The organism is Streptomyces venezuelae (genome assembly GCF_008642315.1).
In the GTDB taxonomy this organism is placed as follows: Bacteria; Actinomycetota; Actinomycetes; order Streptomycetales; family Streptomycetaceae; genus Streptomyces; species Streptomyces venezuelae_D.
Genome location: NZ_CP029192.1, coordinates 7,840,095 through 7,856,912, shown reverse-complemented (window position 1 = coordinate 7,856,912; position 16,818 = coordinate 7,840,095). Strand labels below are relative to the sequence as shown.

The window sequence follows — 16,818 nt, the reverse complement described above, 5'->3', positions numbered from 1 at the left end:
AAAGCGTGACCCGCCTCTCGTCTTCTGTGGGGGAAACGACCATGCATGTGCGCAGAGCGCTGGGCGTCGCGGCGGGGGCCGCGGCGCTGATCCTGCTGCCGGGCCTACCGGCGTACGCGGAACCCGGCGATCCGACGCCCTCGGGGGAAGCCACCGCGGCGCAGCGGCCCGCCACACCGACGGCCACCGCCACGCCTCCCGCCACCGCCACACCTGCGGCCACCGTCCCGCCGACTCCCGTCCCGGCCCACGGCGACGAGGACGCGCGCGGTTTCACGCCGGCCGACGCCGACGACTACTGGACCCCGGAGCGCATGCGGGAGGCCCGGCCCGTGCGGGAGCAGGAGGACAAGCGGTTCTCCGCTCCCACCCGGCTGCCCCGCTCCGCCAGCCGGCCCTTCGAGGGGCTGCCGATCGTCGGCACCTTCTTCTGGAACGACGGCACCAACACCGGCCGCTTCTGCGGCGGCACCGTCGTCAAGAGCCCCGGCAAGAACCTCGTGATGAGCGCCGGTCACTGCTTCGACGACCAGGACGCGCGCAAGAACCTGACGTTCGTCCCGCAGTACGACGACGGCAAGAAGCCGCACGGCGCGTTCACCGTCAAGCCCGGACGCATCTACGTCGACAAGCGGTATCTGTCCAAGGGCCCCGACGCCGCGGCGGACCTCGACTTCAACTTCCTGCAGCTCGAACCGCGCGGCGGCAAGAACGTCGAGGACGTCGTCGGTGGCGCCGAACTGAAGATCAACGCGGGGTACGACCACTCCCCGGTCCGTCTGATCGGCTACCCGGCCAACCAGAAGCGCCCGCTGGACTGCACGGACAAGACCGTCCGCTACAACAGCACCGACCCGAAGATCCCCGGCAGCTTCCTGCGCATCCAGTGCGACAAGTACTCCGGTGGCGCCTCGGGCGGCCCCTTCCTCATCAAGCAGGGCAACGGCTGGGGCCTCATCGGCGTCATCGGCGGCTGGAAGACCGGCGGCGACAAGGACGACATCTCGTACAGCTCGTACCTCGACGGCGACGCCAAGGCGCTGTACGACGACGCGGTCAACAACCGCCCGCCGGCCGGCCGCGGCGTCCTCGGCAAGGCCGACACCTGGAAGCACGCCGAAGCCATGGCCGGTGGCTACTTCACCGACGGCAACGCCGGTACGTGGGACTACTCCGACCTGATCGTGCGCTGGACCGACGGCGAGGTCACCCTGTACCGCGGTGCGGGCGAGGACGCCGACAACTTCGACAAGGAGATACGTCTCACCGGCCCCAACGGCACCTGGAAGCACGCGGCCACCATGGCGTCCGGCGACTTCACCGGCGCCGACCGTGACGATCTCATCGTCCGCTGGTCCGACGGTGAGCTGACGCTCTACCCGGACGTCGACGAGAAGGGCTTCCACGGCGAGGTCCAGCTCCAGAAGCCCAATGAGCTCTGGAAGAACGCCACGTCCATCACCGGCGGCCGCTACACGAGCGACAACAAGTGGACCGACGACCTGCTGGTCCGCTGGAGCGACGGCGAAGTCACCCTCTACACCAACGTCAACCGCGACGGCTTCCACGGCGAGAAGAAACTCGCCGCCCCCAACGGCACCTGGAAGCACGCCTCGACGCTGACCTCGGGCGACTTCACCGGCAACGACCAGCACGACCTGATGGTGCGCTGGACCGACGGCGAGCTGACGCTCTACAAGGACATCGACCAGAACGGCTTCCACGGCGAGACGCAGCTCAAGAAGCCCAACCGCCTCTGGGAGCACGCCACGGTCCTGGCCGCAGGCGACTACACGGAGAACCGCCACCCGGACGACTTCCTGGTGCGCTGGTCCGACGGTGAGGTGTCCATGTACCCGGACGCCGACGAGACGGGCCTGAACCGCGAGATCACGCTGGTGTATCCGCCGGCCTGACGCGTACGAGCGAGCCGGCGCGGCAGGTCGCGCCGGCTGTGCTCCGCCGGCCTCCTCGTGCGACCCCCTTGCGGATCCGGCGGACCACCTCCGCGCCAGCACGCCTGCCGCGTCGGGCCGCGGCCGCTCAGGGCCGCTGCGCGATGCCCACCGTCTGCTGCGCCTCCGTCTGCTGCTCCTCCTGCGCGGTCGTCGCGCCGGTCGCCGCCGCGCCCGCGCCGACGAGGACCGCCGCGGCCGCGGCGAGGCCGACGACCGCGAGACGGGGCCGCCGCCATCTGTGCCGTACGGACGACACCGGCTGGTCGGGGATGAGCGCGGGAGGCCGTGGGCCCGCCGCGAGTTCCCGGCGGGCGGTCACCCACCGCCGGGTGTCGTCGGTGTCGAGCCCGCACGCGACGAGGAAGGCCACGAGGACGGCCTCGCGGGGCAGGCGGTCACGGCGCAGCATGGTCGCCGCCGTCGAGTACGGCAGCACCTCGCCCGCCGCGGCCGCCGCGCGCTCCAACTCCCGGTAGCTGAGGCCCGACCAGGCCTTGAGGCGGCGCAGCTCGGCCATGAACGCGGCTTCTCCGGCGGGGTGGGGCGGTGCGGACTGCGCGGGCGGTGGCATCGGGGGCGTCATGTGTGGGGCTCCTCCGGTTTCTGCGTACTCCGCTGACCTGCGTGAACGGAAACTCGCACAACCTCGAACAGCTCATGCGTCGAGCGAGCCCCGGACCGCCGGTCAGTCTCGGCCTCGTCACTGTCGTCGTTGTCTTGGAGGCCCGCGTGCATCGCCTCGGTTCCCTCGCGCTGTCGCTCGTACTCGCCCTCGCCGGATGCTCGAACGCCGCTCCCGCCGTGACCGGCACGGAGTCCGATGGCGTTCGGGCGAGGGAGGCGCCGGTCCGGTCGTCGGACCCGCACGACCCGGCTGTGGACCACTACCTCGACGCGGTTCTCCCCGCGGGGCCCGGCATCACCGTCGCCGCCGCCCGTGGCGACGATCTGGGGCACTGCGCGGGACGCGGTCTCGCCGACCGCGCGGCGAAGACCCCGGCCACGTGCGACACCGTGTACGACGTCATGTCCATCACGAAGCAGTTCACCGCCGCGGCCGTCCTGAAGCTGGAGATGGCGGGCGAACTGCGGGTCACCGACCGGATCGACCGTTATCTCGGCCCCGTCCCCGAGGACAAGCGGGACATCACCCTGCACCAGCTCCTCACGCACACGGCCGGCCTGCCCGAGGGGCTCGGTGACGACTACGAGCCGGTGTCGCGCGCGGAGATGCTCGCGGGAGCGATGAAGGCACCGCTGCGATCGGCGCCGGGCCAGGAGTTCCACTACTCGAACGTCGGCTACAGCCTGCTGGCCGCGATCGTCGAGAAGGTCTCGGGACAGAGCTACGAGCGTTTCCTCGCGGAGCGTCTGTTCCGGCCCGCCGGGATGACCCGCACCGGCTACGTACTGCCTGCCTGGGACCGCGCGCAAGTGGCCGTCGAGTACGACCGGAACGGGCGGGCCCAGGGACGGCCGATGGATCACCCGTGGGCGCCCGACGGCCCGTACTGGAATCTGCGCGGCAACGGCGGAATGCTCTCCACCGCCCGGGACATGTTCCGCTGGCACCGCGCCCTCACCGGCGGCACCGTCCTCTCCGAGGCGGCGAAACGGAAGCTGCTCGCCCCTCAGGTGCGGGTGCCGGAGCTGGACGGCTCGTACGGCTACGGCTGGGTCGTCGTCGACTCCCCCGACGGCCGGGTCGCCTGGCACGACGGCGGCAACGACTGGTCGCTGGCGACCGTCGCGGAGTACCGACGCCGGCGGATCCTGGTGTTCTGGGTAAGCAACCACGCGTACCAGAAGGGGAACTGGAACCTGGAGGACGGCCAACTGGAGCTGACCGACGGCATCGCGGAGCGCGTGCGGCGCTCCGGTTGAGGGTGTCGCCGTGCGCGCGCAGACGGCCGCGGTTCCGTGGGGGGGGCGGCCCTACCCCAACGCTCCCAGCGGGTCGTCAAGGACCGGCTGCCACGCCAACTCGGCTGCCCCCACCAGGCTGTTGTGGTCCAGGGTGCACGCCAGGATCGGTACGCCGCCGCTGCGTCCCCACAGGCTCCGGTCCGCGACGACCGCGCGCAGCCGTTCCGGGTCCGCCTCCAGGAGCGCGCGGTGCAGACCGCCGAGGATGATGCGGTCGGGGTTGAGGATGTTGACCAGGCCGGCGAGTCCGAGACCGAGCCGGTCGATGAGGGCCTCGGCGGCGGAGCGCACGGACGGGTCGTCGTAGGCGCCGCGGAGCAGTTCGCGGGCCTGCACGAGCAGTCCCTCGGGGCCCGGCTCGCGGCCCGCCGCCGTCAGGAAGGCCAGGGGGTCCGTCTCGACGTCCAGGCAGCCCCGGCTTCCGCAGTAGCACGGTCGGCCCTCGGAGTGCACGGTGAGGTGCCCCACCTCCAGGGCCAGGCCCGAACTCCCGGTGTGCAGGCGGCCGTCGAGGACGAGGGCGCCGCCGACGCCCCGGTGCCCGGTCGCCACGCACAGCAGGTCCCGGGCGCCGCGGCCCGCGCCGTGGCGGTGCTCGGCGATGGCGGCGAGGTTCACGTCGTTGCCCGCGAAGGCCGGCCCCTCGATGCCCGCGTCCCGTACGCACTCCGCGAAGATCTCGCTGACCGGCGCGCCCGCGGGCCACGCCAGGTGCAGCGGGTTGAGAGCGGTGCCCTCCGGCTTGGCGACCGCGGACGGCACGGCGAGGCCCGCGCCCACACACCGCCGCCCGGTCTCGCGCAGCAGCCGCGCGCCCGCGTCGACGACCGCTCCGAGGACCTGTGCGGGATCGGCGTCGACGGTCTCGCAGCCCGGCGCCGTCGCCACGATGCCGCCGCCGAGCCCGACCAGCGCGGCCCTGAACCCGTCGGCGTGCACCTGCGCGGCGAGTGCCACGGGCCCCGCCTCGGCGACGGCGAGCCGGTGCGAGGGCCTGCCCTGCGAGCCCGCTGCCGCGCTCGGCTTCGCGTCGATCCGGATCAGCCCGAGCGCCTCCAGTTCGGCGGCGACCGCGCCCGCCGTGGCGCGGGTGACGCCCAGCTCCGCGGTGAGCACGGCACGGGTGGGGGCACGCCCGGTGTGGACCAGTTCGAGCGCGGGGCCCAGCGCGCCGCGCCCTCGCTCCAGGCGGGTACGCGTGGTCACTTCCCCCTCGGCACGGGGGTCAGCCTTGCCGTTCATGAGGGCGAGTCTCCCATGATCCGTACACGCCCCCGCCGTTCGTTCGTCATCCTGCCGTCCCCTCCCCGCACCGCCGCGTACGCCGTCGCGCCGTCACCCACCCGGCCACGTCGACCTCGCGCGAACCGCCGCGCACTCGTCTTGTCCGCGCCCCGCGCGCACCCCTACTCTGACTTTGTGCCGCTACTAAACAAAATCGGGACCGCAGCGTCGCGATCCTCCCCCACGCCCCCCGGCCTGCGCCGTCTCCGCGTCATCCTCACGCTCTTCTTCGCCCTGGACGGATTCATCTTCGCCGGGTGGGTCGTCCGCATCCCCGCGATCAAGGACCAGACGGGCGCGTCGGCCAGCGATCTCGGGCTCGCGCTGCTCGGGGTCTCCGTCGGCGCCGTCATCACGATGACGCTGACCGGACGGCTCTGCCGCCGCTTCGGCACCCACCCCGTGACCGTCGCCTGCGGCGTACTGCTCTCCCTCAGCGTGGCCCTGCCTCCCCTGACACACTCGGCACCTGCTCTGGGCGCGGTGCTGTTGATCTTCGGGGCGGCGTACGGAGGCATCAACGTCGCCTTCAACAGTGCCGCCGTCGACCTCGTGGCCGCGCTGCGCCGCCCGATCATGCCCAGCTTCCACGCGGCGTTCAGCCTCGGCGGCATGGCCGGCGCGGGACTCGGCGGGCTGATCGCGGGCTCCCTCTCCCCCACGCGCCATCTGCTGGGCCTCACCGTGATCGGCCTGCTCGTGACCGGCGTCGCCGGACGCGCCCTGCTGCGGATCGAGCCTCCGGCGCCCGCGGACAGCAGCCAGGAGCGCGAGGGCGGGCCCGCCCCGGGCACCCGCACCCCCCGCCTCGACACCCGCACCCGCCGCCTCGTTCTCGTCTTCGGTCTCATCGCGCTCTGCACCGCCTTCGGCGAGGGCGCACTCGCCGACTGGGGCGCCCTCCACCTCGAACAGGATCTGGCCGCCCACCCGGGCATCGCCGCCGCCGGCTACTCCTGCTTCGCCTTCGCCATGACCCTCGGCCGGCTCGGCGGAACCACCCTGCTGGAGCGGCTCGGCCAGACCCCGATACTCGTCGCCGGCGGCGCCACGGCGGCCGCCGGCATGCTGCTCGGCGCGCTCGCCCCGACCGTATGGCTGGCACTGCTCGGCTTCGCCGTCACCGGTCTCGGCCTCGCCAACATCTTCCCCGTCGCCTTCGAGCGCGCGGGTGCGCTGGCCGGGCCGGGCGGTGTCGCCACCGCCTCCACCCTCGGCTACGGCGGCATGCTCCTCGGCCCGCCCGCCATCGGCTTCATGGCCGACTGGTTCACCCTCCCCACCGCGCTCACCAGCGTGGCCGTGCTCGCAGGTGTCGCCGCCGTGATCGGCTACACGACCCGCCCCTGAGCAAGGGCCGTACGCCTGCGCGTCCTGTTGCCCCTTGCCGCGTCCTGAGCGGGAAGTGACCCGAGGCCATCGCGCCGGGCGTTACGTCAACCCCCATATCCGGCCAACTGGCCGACCCTTGCCGGAACGCGGCGGCTGTAAAGCGGACGCCCGTTTCGCCAGCACGCGTGCGCCCGCATGCCGTCACGCGGCACAACCGGATGCCGATCGAGCGCCCCCAAGTCATGCAGTCAGGCCATCTCCTGAGTAATGCATCGAAATTAGTGTTTTACAAGCGGCGTTCCCAGGAATTAAGGTGAGCGCTCAACTAGAGACGGCTTGCCGGTATCAGGAATTCGATGTCGGATCCTTTGATCCGTACCGCTCGATCGCAAGCCGATCAGTCAAAACGGGGAGAGTGTAAAGGCATGTACGTGAAATTCCTTGAGGCGATTCGGCACACCGGTTCCCGCTGCTGAGCCCTCTGGGCCTTCACCGCAGGCGGCCGCTCGTCCGCATGTCACACCCCGTACTGCCTGACATGCACGGCACGCGCTTGACGCGCACTTCAGCGCATTTCGGTCGAGACGAAATCCACGTGGGCAAGCACCCGTAATCGCGTTTCGTCGCGCCCTTTCCATTTTTCAGCCTGTTTCGGCTGCTCTTGCGCCGCGATGGTCGTCGACCGTCGGCGAATCTCTGCAATGACGTATCCCAAAATTCTACGGATTTCAGGTCAGAGAATGATGACGAACCCCACGGGGCCCCACGAATTTTCCCTGCCAGACATGCTGCGCGCGGCCGTTCTCGCCCAGCCCGACAGGACCGCCGTCTCCTGCGGCGCGGACAGACTGACCTTTCAGCAGCTCGGCGAGCGGAGCGGGAATCTGGCGGAACGCCTGCGGCACGCGGGCGTCGCGGCGGATGAACCCGTCGGCATCTTCCTGCCGCCGTCCGTCGACCTCATGGTGAGCGTCTGGGGCGTGCTGCGCGCGGGCGCCGCCTATCTTCCGCTGTCGCCCGAGTATCCCGACGAGCGCGTGCGTTACATGGTCACGGACTCACGGACCAGGGTCGTCCTGACGGACGCCTCCCTGTCCGACCGGTTGGCGGCCCTGGCTCCACCGGAGACGCGGATCCTCACCCTCGCCGGGGAGGAGGGCGCCGCCGAGGTGCACGCCGCCACGCAGGCATGGAATCCCGTGGAGCCGGCACGGTCTCGCGTGCGGGGTGATGACCTGGCGTACGTCATCTACACCTCCGGAAGCACGGGCCATCCCAAGGGCATCGGGATCGAGCACCACAGCATCGTCCACCAGATGCGCTGGCTGGCCGACGAGCAGGGGCTCGACCGGACGAAGACCGTGCTGCAGAAGACGCCGCTGAGCTTCGACGCCGCGCAGTGGGAGATCCTCGCCCCGGCCTGCGGCGCTCGCGTCGTGATGAGCGAACCGGGGGTCTACGCCGACCCGGGCGGACTCGTCGACCTGATCCTTGCCAACGGTGTGACCACCCTCCAGGGCGTGCCGACCCTGTTGCAGGCACTCGCCGACACCGGCCGGCTCGCCGACTGCACCTCGCTCTCCCAGGTCTTCAGCGGCGGCGAGGCGCTCACCAGGAGTCTGGCGACCGAGCTCCTCGACGCGCTGCCCGGCTGCGACCTCGTCAATCTGTACGGCCCGAGCGAGTGCACCATCAACGCCTCCTCCCACCGTGTGGACCGGCACGCCCTCCGGCACGCTCCGGAGCATCTGCCCATCGGGCGGCCCGTGCGCGGGATGCGCTTCCATGTCCTCGACGCCGATCGTCGGCCGGTCGCGTCGGGCGAGTCCGGTGAACTGTACATAGCGGGGCCCCAGTTGGCCCGCGGCTACCTGAACAACCCCGAACTGACCGCGGACCGGTTCGTCACCGGTGGTGGGGCGGCCCGCGCCACCCGTCTCTACCGCACCGGAGACCTGGCCCGGTGGAACGCGGACGGCACCGTGCAGTTCCTCGGCCGCACCGACAGCCAGGTCAAGCTGCGCGGCTTCCGGGTCGAGCTCGACGAGATCAAGGTGTCCGTCGAGAAGCACGACTGGGTGAAGTCCGCCGCCGTGCTGGTCCGCGAAGACCCGCGGACCGGCGCCAACCTCGTCGCCTTCGTGGAACTCGACCCCGAACGCGCCGCGTTGATGGACCAGGGCAACCACGGCGCCCACCATCAGTCCAAGCGGAGCAAACTTCAACTCAAGGCTCAGCTGGGAAACTTGGGAGTGCGCGAGGACGTGGGCCGGTCCGTCGTGGAGTTACCGGGGCGGGCCGCGACGGTCCGGCAGCGCCGCACCGTGTTCGCCCGCAAGACGTACCGCTTCTACGAGGGCGGCCCCGTCACCCGCGACGACCTCCTTGCCCTGCTCACCCCGCCGGCCGAGGGAACCGCCGCACCCCGCGACCCGGCCACCCTGGCCCTGGACGAACTCGGTGCCCTGCTGCGCCACTTCGGACAGTTCCCCAGCGGCGAACGCCTCCTGCCCAAGTACGGCTACGCCTCCCCCGGCTCCCTCTACGCCACCCAGCTCTACCTGGAACTGTCCGGCATCGCCGGCCTGGAGGCGGGCCACTACTACTACCACCCGGTCGGCCACCACCTCACGCCGATCGCCCCCGCGTCCGCGCCCGCCACCACCGGGACCGCGCCCAGGATGCGGGTCCACTTCGTCGGGCGCCGGTCCGCCATCGAGCCGGTCTACCGGAACAACATCCGGGAGGTGCTGGGGTTCGAGGCGGGGCACATGGTCGGGCTGTTCGACCACGTGCTCCCCGAGTGCGGGCTGCGCGTCGACGCCCGCGCGGACGAACCCGGCGTCAAGGACGTGCTGCGCTGCCCGGACGAGGACCTCTACCTGGGCACGTACGAGGTGGAGACGGCCGCCGCGCCGGCCGCGCCCCGCCCCGTCGACGTGTACGTGCAGGCGCACCCCGGCCGGATCGCCGATCTCGCCGAGGGCCAGTACCGGTACCGCGACGGGGATTTGGTGCGGATCTCCGATGCGCTGATCCGCAAGCAGGACGTCATCGCCATCAACCAGGAGGTCTACGCACGGTCCAGCTTCGGGGTCAGCATGATCGGGCGGGCCGCGGCGCCCTGGCAGCGCTACGCCGACCTCGGCCGGGAGCTGCAGCGCCTCCAGATGAACGACATCGGCCTGGGGCTCATGTCCTCCGGCTACAGCTCGGAGACCGGCCACCCGCTGGCATCGGCCCGGCGCATCACGGCTCTCCTCGCATCCGAATCCGGCGGTGCGAACTCCGCACCCCGCGCCGAAACGGCCTCCTATTTCGCCGTGGGCGGCCGGGTCAGCGAGGAGCAGCGGCTCAGCGAGGGCATGAAGGAGGACGCCGTGCATATGCGGGGTCCCGCCGAGATCCTCAAGGAGAACCTCGCCGAGACCCTGCCTCCGTACATGGTGCCCAACCGCGTCACCGTCCTCGACTCCTTCCCGCTCACCCCCAACGGCAAGATCGACCACCAGGCCCTGCGCGAGCTGGACCAGGCAGCCGTCGACGACGCCGACGCACCGGTCGTACCGCCGCGCACGCCCACCGAGGAGGCGGTCGCCGCGCTGTGGCGCGAGGTGCTGCGACAGGAGCGGGTCTCGATCCGGGACAACTTCTTCGCCATCGGCGGCCATTCGCTGACCGCCGTCAACCTGGTCGGCCGGATCAACCGGGAGCTGGGCAGTTCCCTGCCGCTCCAGGTGCTGTTCGACGCGCCGACCGTCGCTGGTCTCGCGCGGCTCGTCGACCGTACGCCCACCACCGCGCTGTCCCGTCTGGTGCGGCTCGGCGGCCCGGACGACGGGCGGCCGGTGTTCTGCTGGCCCGGCCTCGGCGGCTACCCCATGAGTCTGCGGCTGCTGGCCGGCAGGCTCGGCCTCGCGCGGCCGTTCCTCGGCGTCCAGGCGTACGGCATCAACCCGGGCGAGCGCGCGTACCCGACGTTCGACGAGATGGTCGCGAAGGACATCGAGCTCATCCGGCAGGCGCAGCCGAAGGGACCGTACACGCTGTGGGGTTACTCCTTCGGGGCCCGGGTCGCCTTCGCGGTGGCCCGGCAGCTGGAACAGGCCGGGGAGCGCGTCGACGAGGTGATCCTCCTGGCGCCCGGCAAGCCGCCCGTGGAGACCGTGGAGGCACGGGACGGTGCGCCCACGGGGGCGTCGGTCGACTTCACCGACCCCGCCTTCGTCGCCATTCTCTACTCCGTTTTCGCCGGGAACATCCAGCGGTCCGCGATCGCCGAATGCCTGGCGTCGACCCACGACGAGGAGTCCTTCGTCGCGTGCCTCTGCGACCGGTTCGAGCATCTGGACCGCGAGCTGGTGCGCAGGATCGTCGCCGTGGTGCGGCTGACGTACCTGTTCGAGTACGGGCCCGAGGACATGACGGGGCACCGGGTCACCGCGCCGGTCACCGTGTTCCGGGCCGCCGGTGACCAGGACTCCTTCATCGACCACGGACACGGACCCGGCCGCCGCCACGGCCCCGCGCTGTCGACCGCGCCTCCCCGGATCAACCGGTTGCGGGCCGACCACTACGCACTGCTGCGCGCGCACGGGGTGGACGAACTCGTCACCGCCCTCCGCGCCGCACGACTCACCCGAAAGGTCATCCCGGTGCCCCACGTCAACATCAAGCACTTCCCGAACAACCTCGAAGAGGCCCAGTTATCGGCCCTCGTGGACGCGATCACGAGCGCGGTCAGGACCGCGTTCTCCGTCGACGAGGGGGTGGTGTCCATCGCCCTGGAGCCCGTCGCGCAGGACGTGTGGAACGAGCGGGTCTACATCCCGGAGATCGTCGAAGACCCGGGCCATCTCGTCAAGAGTCCGGACTACTGAGGCGGCTGATCCCATGCGCGAGGCAATCACCAGGGCGCGGGAGGACCTCTCCATGATCGTGGAGCGGGACCCGTCGATCCACACACGTGCGCAGGCGCTGCTGCACCCCGCTCTGCCGGCCCTGTGGGCCCACCGGGCGGCGCACGCCCTCCACACCCGCCGACGGCGTCAACTCGCCCGCTTCATCGCCTACGTGGCCCGGGCGGCGACCGGCGGCATCGAGATCCATCCGGGCGCCCGGCTCGGCCGGCGCGTGTTCATCGACCACGGAGCCGCCGTCGTCATCGGGGAGACCGTCGAGATCGGCGACGACGTCACGATCTTCCACCAGGTCACGCTGGGCGCGGTCGGCTGGTGGCGGGACGGGCGGCGGCCGCCGGGCGCCCGGCGGCACCCCGTCGTCGGCGACCGGGTGGTGATCGGCACCAACGCGATCGTCCTCGGTCCGGTCACCGTCGGCGACGACGCGCTGATCGGCGCCGGTTCGCTGGTCCTGGGCGACGTGCCGCCCGGGGCCCGGGTGGCCGCCCCCGTGGCCGCGGTCACCGTACCGCTGTCGGCCGCGGAGCGCGCCGAGTCGGAGCAGCTGCTCCGCACCCTGGCCACCGCGGGTTGCTGGTGACGGCCCGCCCGTCCCGTACATCAACGAATTCGTCCCCGGCCGCGAGCCGGTTTGCCAACGGAGGCACAGAATGATCCACGTCGGAGTCCTGGAGAGCAATCTCTCCGGTTCCGGCTTCGAGGGCCTGCAGATCATCAAGGAACTCGACTGCCGCGTCACCTTCTTCACCCGCGATCTGGAGCGCTACCTCGACGTCCCGGGCGGGCCCGCCTACTTCGACCGTTACGTCGACGACATCGTCCGGTGCGAGACGAACGTCTTCGAGGAGCTCCTGCCGCACGTGCACGCCGCCGGGGCCGAGCAGCCCTTCGACGCGTTCCTCACCCTGGCCGAGTACGACGTGGTCGTGGCCGCCGAGGTGGCGGTCCACCTCGGGCTCCCCACGGTCAGCGTCGACGGTGTCGCCACCGCGCGCAACAAGGCGCTGATGCGCCGCCGCTGCGCCGAACTCGGCGTTCCCATACCGGCGTTCCGCACCGTACGGACACCCGGCGAGGCGGCGGCGGCCGCGGCCGAGGTCGGCCTGCCCTGTGTGGTGAAGCCGGCCGACGAGACCAGCAGCGCGGACGTACGCCTCGTGGACACCCCGGAGCAGGCCGCCGAGCACGTCGCCCTGATCCGGTCCCGCGCGGAGAACACCCGCGGCCAGGCCCGCCACGACGAGCTGATGGTCGAGGAGTACATGAGCGGCCCCGAGGTCAGCGTGGAGGTGCTCGCCGACGGCGACCGGTACGAGGTGTTCGGGGTGACCGACAAGTCGGTCGTCGGCCTCGGCTACTTCGTCGAGCTGGCCCACACCTTCCCGTCCCGGCTGCCGGAGCCGCTCGTGCGTGCCTGCGGCGACCTGGCCGTGCAGGCGCTGCGGGCGGTCGGTTTCGACCTGGGCATGGCCCATGTCGAAGTGAAGCTGACGGCGTCCGGGCCCAAGCTCGTGGAGATCAACCCGCGGCCGGCCGGTGGGAAGATCACCTACCTGGTCGACCGGGCCCTCGGCATCAAGTCCCTGGAGCTGGTGGCACGCCAGTACCTCGGCCAGCCGCTGCCCGACCCGGTGCTGCCGCGAAATCCGGTCGGGGGCGCGGCGATCCGCTATCTGACGGCGCAGCCCGGCCGGGTGGTGTCGGTCACAGGCCGGGAGCGCGCCGCCGCGCTCCCGGGCGTCGAGGAAGTCGTCGTCAAGCCCACACCGGGTGCCGTTGCACGGGAGTTGAGGCGCAACGGCGACCGCGCCGGCCATGTGCTCGTGGTGGCCGAGACGGCCGAACTGGCGGCGCGCACCGCGGAGGCGGCCGTCCAGGAGATCGGGATCCGCACCGAGCCGGTCTCCCGGCGTCCGGTCGCGGACTCCCTCGTCGACCTCATCGGCGGCACGCCGCTGCTGAGGCTGCCGGTGGACCGGATCGTCGACGGCGCCCCGGCGGACGCCGAGGTGCTCGCGAAGCTGGAGCTGTTCAACCCCTGGTCGAGCAGCAAGGACCGGGCCGCCCTCGCGATGCTGCGGGGCGCCGAGAAGCAGGGGCTGCTCGTGCCGGGTTCCGGCACCGTGATCGAGGCGACCTCCGGCAACACCGGCATCTCGCTGGCCGCTCTGGCCGCGGACCGCGGTTACCGCTGCGTCATCGTGCTGCCGGACAACGCGACGCCGGAGCGTGTGTCGATGCTCCGGTCGCTGGGCGCCGAAGTGGTGCGCAGCCCGCACTCCGACGGCTACCGGGCGGCGGTCGACAGGGCGGAGGAGCTCCACCGGCGGACGCCGGGCTCGTGGTTCTGCCGCCAGCACGACAACCCGGACAACACTCGGGCGCACTACGAGACCACGGGCCCCGAGATCTGGAGCGACGTCGGCGGACGCGTCGACGTGTTCGTCTGCGGAGTGGGAACCGGCGGTACGCTCAGTGGCGCGGGGCGTTATCTCCGCGAGAGTCATCCCGCTGTGCGGATCGTGGCGGTGGAGCCGGCGGGCTCGCCGCTGCTGTCCGGCGGTGAGCCCGGCGCGCACGGCATCCCGGGCTTCAACGGCGGCTTCATCGCGCCGACCACGCAGCAGAGCCTCATCGACGAGGTGATCACGGTGTCCGACGCGGACGCCCTGGACACCACCCGGCGGCTCGCCCTGCACGCCGGTCTGATGGCCGGTGTCTCGGGCGGCGCGGTCGTCCACGCGTCGGGCGTGCTCGCCGCCCGCCCCGAGTACCGGGGCCGGCGCATCGTGACGCTGCTGCCCGACACCGGCGAGCGCTACCTCAGCCTGCTCGCCCACGAGAACACCGCGGGCGGTGCCCGATGACTGCTCCTTTGCCGCTGTCGAGCTGGCACACCGGCGACCGGCCTCGCCTGCTGATGGTGATGCCCTACCGCCAGTTCGTGCGCAAGGCACGGGCCGAAGGGTTCTGGGTCGGCGCGATCTGGGATCCGCGTCTGGAGACGCCCGGCTACCTCGACGACGTCCGCGCCGCCGCCGACCTGTTCGTGACGGTGGACTTCCGTGACCGGGAGCTGCTGCGGCGCACCCTGCGCGACGTGGCCACGGAACACCGCGCGTCGGTGATCCTCCACCTCGGCAGGGAGGAGACGATGGTGACGGCCCACGAGGTGGCCGAGGAGCTGCGTGCCGAGGTCAATCCGGTCACGGCGATCCGCTGCCTCTCCGACAAGCACGCGATGCGCGAGCTGCTCGCGCGGCGCGAACTGTCGCCGGTGGCCTACGAGTCGGCGCCGACGCGGCACGAGGTGCCGGCCGCCGTCGACCGGATCGGCCTTCCCGCGGTGGTCAAACCGGTCGCGCTCGCGGGCAGCCGGGGCGTGTTCCTGTGGCGTGAGCCGCGGGACCGGGCGGCGTGGACGACGCTCGTGGACACGTACGGCTATGACGGTCCTTTCCTGGTCGAGGAGTATCTGCGCGGCCCCGAGTACAGCGTGGAGACGCTGAGCCAGGACGGCGTGCACCGGGTCGTCGGCGTCACCGAGAAGGTGCTGGGGCCGCCGCCGCTGTTCGTGGAGGTGGGGCACGTCCATCCCGCGCCGCTGCCGGCGGATCGCAGGAGGGCCGTCGAGGAGCTGGCGGTCCGCTTCCTGACGGTGTGCGGGTACCGGTTCGGGCCCGCGCACACCGAGGTGATCTGGACCGAGCGGGGGCCGCGCATCGTCGAGTCGCAGGCCCGGCTCGGCGGCGACCGCATCCCGCGCCTCGTCGAGCTGGCCGCGGGACTCGACATGGAGCGGGCGGTCTTCGCGGGCCTGGCGGGCGCGCCGGCCGAGGTGCCGGAGCCGACGGCGACGGCCGCCGTGCGGTTCTTCACCTTCCCGCCGGGACGCGTCGACGCGATCCGCGGCCTGGAGAGGCTGCAACGGCTGCCGTACGTGGATGAGTTGACGCTCCGACTGCGTCCGGGCGACACCGTCGGGGAGGTGCGTGACTCCAAGGCGCGCCAAGGGCACGTCATCGTCTCCGGCTCCACACCCGGGCAGACCCGGGCCCGGCTGGCGGAGGCGCTCGCCACCCTGGAGGTCGTCATCGACGGGACGCCGGTCCGTGCGGACGGCCGGGCCGAGGGGGCACCTGCCGCCCCCGGCACCGACGCGCAGGTCGTGTTCGTCGGCTACAACGCGGCCTACCTGCGCGCCATCGACGGGAGTGTTCCCGACGGTTGTGTCGTCGTGCTCGAAGAGCCCGACATCATCCGCAAGCGGGGACTGCGGGACGCGGCGAGCCGCTTCGGCTGCCTCGACCGGATCGTGCCCGCGCACTACCAGCAGTCGGCCGGGGCCCTGGACCTGGCGGCCGATCTGGCGGCCGAACGCCCGGTGGCGGCGGTCGTGCCGGGCCTGGAGTACGCGGTGCCGGCGGCGGCCGCGCTGGCCGAGAAGCTCGGGCTGCCGGGCGCGACGGAACCCGCCGCGCAGGCGCTGCGGGACAAGGTCCGGCTGCGGGAGGTGTGCGACGCGGGCGGTGTCCGCGGTCCGCGCTGGCGCGAGGTGCACGGGCCCGAGGACATCCTCGCCTTCGCGGGCGAGAGCCCCGTCGTGGTCAAGCCGGCCAACCGGCAGGCCAGCGTCGGCGTACAGCTCCTCGACTCCGTCGACGCGGACGGCGCGGCGCGGGCGTGGGAGCGCACGTCCCGCGCCGCCGAGTACGAGCAGGTGCCCGACCGGCGGATGACGTGGCGCTTCCTCGCCGAGGAGCGCCTGCGCGGGCCCGAGTACAGCGTCGAGGCACTGGTGCGGCAGGGCGAGATCATCTTCCACAACGTCACCGCCAAGACGGTGATCCCGGGACCGTACCCGGTGGAGATCGGCCACCTCCTGCCCGCTCCGCTCGACCGGGACACCCGGGACGCGTTCGAGGCGGCCATGCGGGCCCTGGTCGCGGCGACCGGGTACGACACCGGGATCCTGCACGCCGAGTGGATCCTGACCGCGTCCGGCCCCGCGCTGGTGGAGTGCGCGGGACGCTGCCCCGGCGACTATCTGATCGACCTGAACGACCTGGCGTACGGCACGCGGATCAGGCTGGCCCTCATCGACCTGCTCGCCGGCCGTCCGGTCACCCTCCCCCGTACCGCCCGGCTCACCTCGGCCATCCGGTTCCTCGCCGCCGAACCCGGCACCGTCACGGCGGTCGACGGGACGGACGCGGCGCGGGCACTGCCCGGCGTGGAGACGGTGGAGATCGACGTCGAGGCCGGGCAGGAGGTCCGGCCGTGGGCGTCCTCGTGGGACCGCGCCGGACACGTGATCGCGACAGGACCCGACGCGTACAGCGCACGCCGACGCGTCCTGGACGCGGACGCGGCCATCCACATCACCACGGAGTGAG

9 protein-coding genes and 1 pseudogene are annotated in these 16,818 nt (G+C 71.9%); 8 read left to right on the top strand and 2 right to left on the bottom strand.

Going from position 1 to position 16,818, the window contains the following annotated elements:
* Positions 1–41 precede the first annotated feature (41 nt).
* On the top strand, positions 42–1,916 hold the full coding sequence (locus DEJ48_RS34700; RefSeq protein WP_150220087.1) for a trypsin-like serine peptidase: 1,875 nt from the start codon (positions 42–44) through the stop codon (positions 1,914–1,916).
* A 127-nt stretch (positions 1,917–2,043) separates the two neighbouring features.
* Here DEJ48_RS34700 and DEJ48_RS34695 read toward each other — a convergent pair whose 3' ends face one another.
* Entirely contained in the window at positions 2,044–2,541 is a 498-nt protein-coding gene (locus DEJ48_RS34695; RefSeq protein ID WP_223832295.1) for a hypothetical protein, read from the bottom strand.
* A gap of 146 nt (positions 2,542–2,687) precedes the next feature.
* On the opposite strand from DEJ48_RS34695, the gene DEJ48_RS34690 reads away from it, so the two are divergent.
* On the top strand, positions 2,688–3,842 hold the full coding sequence (locus DEJ48_RS34690) for a serine hydrolase domain-containing protein (protein ID WP_223832294.1): 1,155 nt from the start codon (positions 2,688–2,690) through the stop codon (positions 3,840–3,842).
* A gap of 51 nt (positions 3,843–3,893) precedes the next feature.
* Here DEJ48_RS34690 and DEJ48_RS34685 read toward each other — a convergent pair whose 3' ends face one another.
* Positions 3,894–5,126 (bottom strand): ROK family protein, encoded by a 1,233-nt coding sequence (locus DEJ48_RS34685; protein WP_150220086.1) that lies wholly within the window; start codon positions 5,124–5,126, stop codon positions 3,894–3,896.
* Between the two features lie 177 nt (positions 5,127–5,303).
* Between DEJ48_RS34685 and DEJ48_RS34680 the strand changes: the two genes are divergently transcribed.
* From DEJ48_RS34680 to DEJ48_RS34660, 6 genes and pseudogenes are all read left to right on the top strand, one after another.
* Positions 5,304–6,518, top strand: coding sequence for an MFS transporter (locus DEJ48_RS34680; RefSeq protein WP_190537776.1), 1,215 nt, complete (start codon positions 5,304–5,306; stop codon positions 6,516–6,518).
* Between the two features lie 767 nt (positions 6,519–7,285).
* Positions 7,286–11,380 (top strand): amino acid adenylation domain-containing protein, encoded by a 4,095-nt coding sequence (locus DEJ48_RS34675; RefSeq protein ID WP_223832293.1) that lies wholly within the window; start codon positions 7,286–7,288, stop codon positions 11,378–11,380.
* A gap of 13 nt (positions 11,381–11,393) precedes the next feature.
* Positions 11,394–12,002: a serine O-acetyltransferase EpsC gene (gene epsC / locus DEJ48_RS34670; protein ID WP_150220084.1), complete on the top strand. Its 609-nt coding sequence runs from the start codon at positions 11,394–11,396 to the stop codon at positions 12,000–12,002.
* 70 nt (positions 12,003–12,072) lie between these two features.
* Positions 12,073–12,957 (top strand): annotated as a pseudogene (locus tag DEJ48_RS40530) (ATP-grasp domain-containing protein); the annotation flags it as partial.
* The gene (locus DEJ48_RS40525; protein WP_411757561.1) at positions 12,934–14,289 is read left to right on the top strand and encodes a pyridoxal-phosphate dependent enzyme; all 1,356 of its coding nucleotides are present in this window, start codon (positions 12,934–12,936) and stop codon (positions 14,287–14,289) included. The pseudogene DEJ48_RS40530 and the gene DEJ48_RS40525, both read left to right, overlap by 24 nt.
* Positions 14,286–16,817: an ATP-grasp domain-containing protein gene (locus DEJ48_RS34660; RefSeq protein WP_150220082.1), complete on the top strand. Its 2,532-nt coding sequence runs from the start codon at positions 14,286–14,288 to the stop codon at positions 16,815–16,817. Before DEJ48_RS40525 ends, DEJ48_RS34660 begins: the two co-directional genes overlap by 4 nt.
* The last annotated feature ends 1 nt before the right edge of the window (position 16,818 follow it).

Bases quoted from the DNA above. Each gene is read 5' to 3' on its own strand.
- DEJ48_RS34695 (WP_223832295.1), bottom strand. From the start codon at position 2,541: ATGACGCCCCCGATGCCACCGCCCGCGCAGTCCGCACCGCCCCACCCC.
- DEJ48_RS34685 (WP_150220086.1), bottom strand. From the start codon at position 5,126: ATGAACGGCAAGGCTGACCCCCGTGCCGAGGGGGAAGTGACCACGCGT.
- DEJ48_RS34700 (WP_150220087.1), top strand. From the start codon at position 42: ATGCATGTGCGCAGAGCGCTGGGCGTCGCGGCGGGGGCCGCGGCGCTG.
- DEJ48_RS34675 (WP_223832293.1), top strand. From the start codon at position 7,286: ATGCTGCGCGCGGCCGTTCTCGCCCAGCCCGACAGGACCGCCGTCTCC.
- epsC (WP_150220084.1), top strand. From the start codon at position 11,394: ATGCGCGAGGCAATCACCAGGGCGCGGGAGGACCTCTCCATGATCGTG.
- DEJ48_RS34660 (WP_150220082.1), top strand. From the start codon at position 14,286: ATGACTGCTCCTTTGCCGCTGTCGAGCTGGCACACCGGCGACCGGCCT.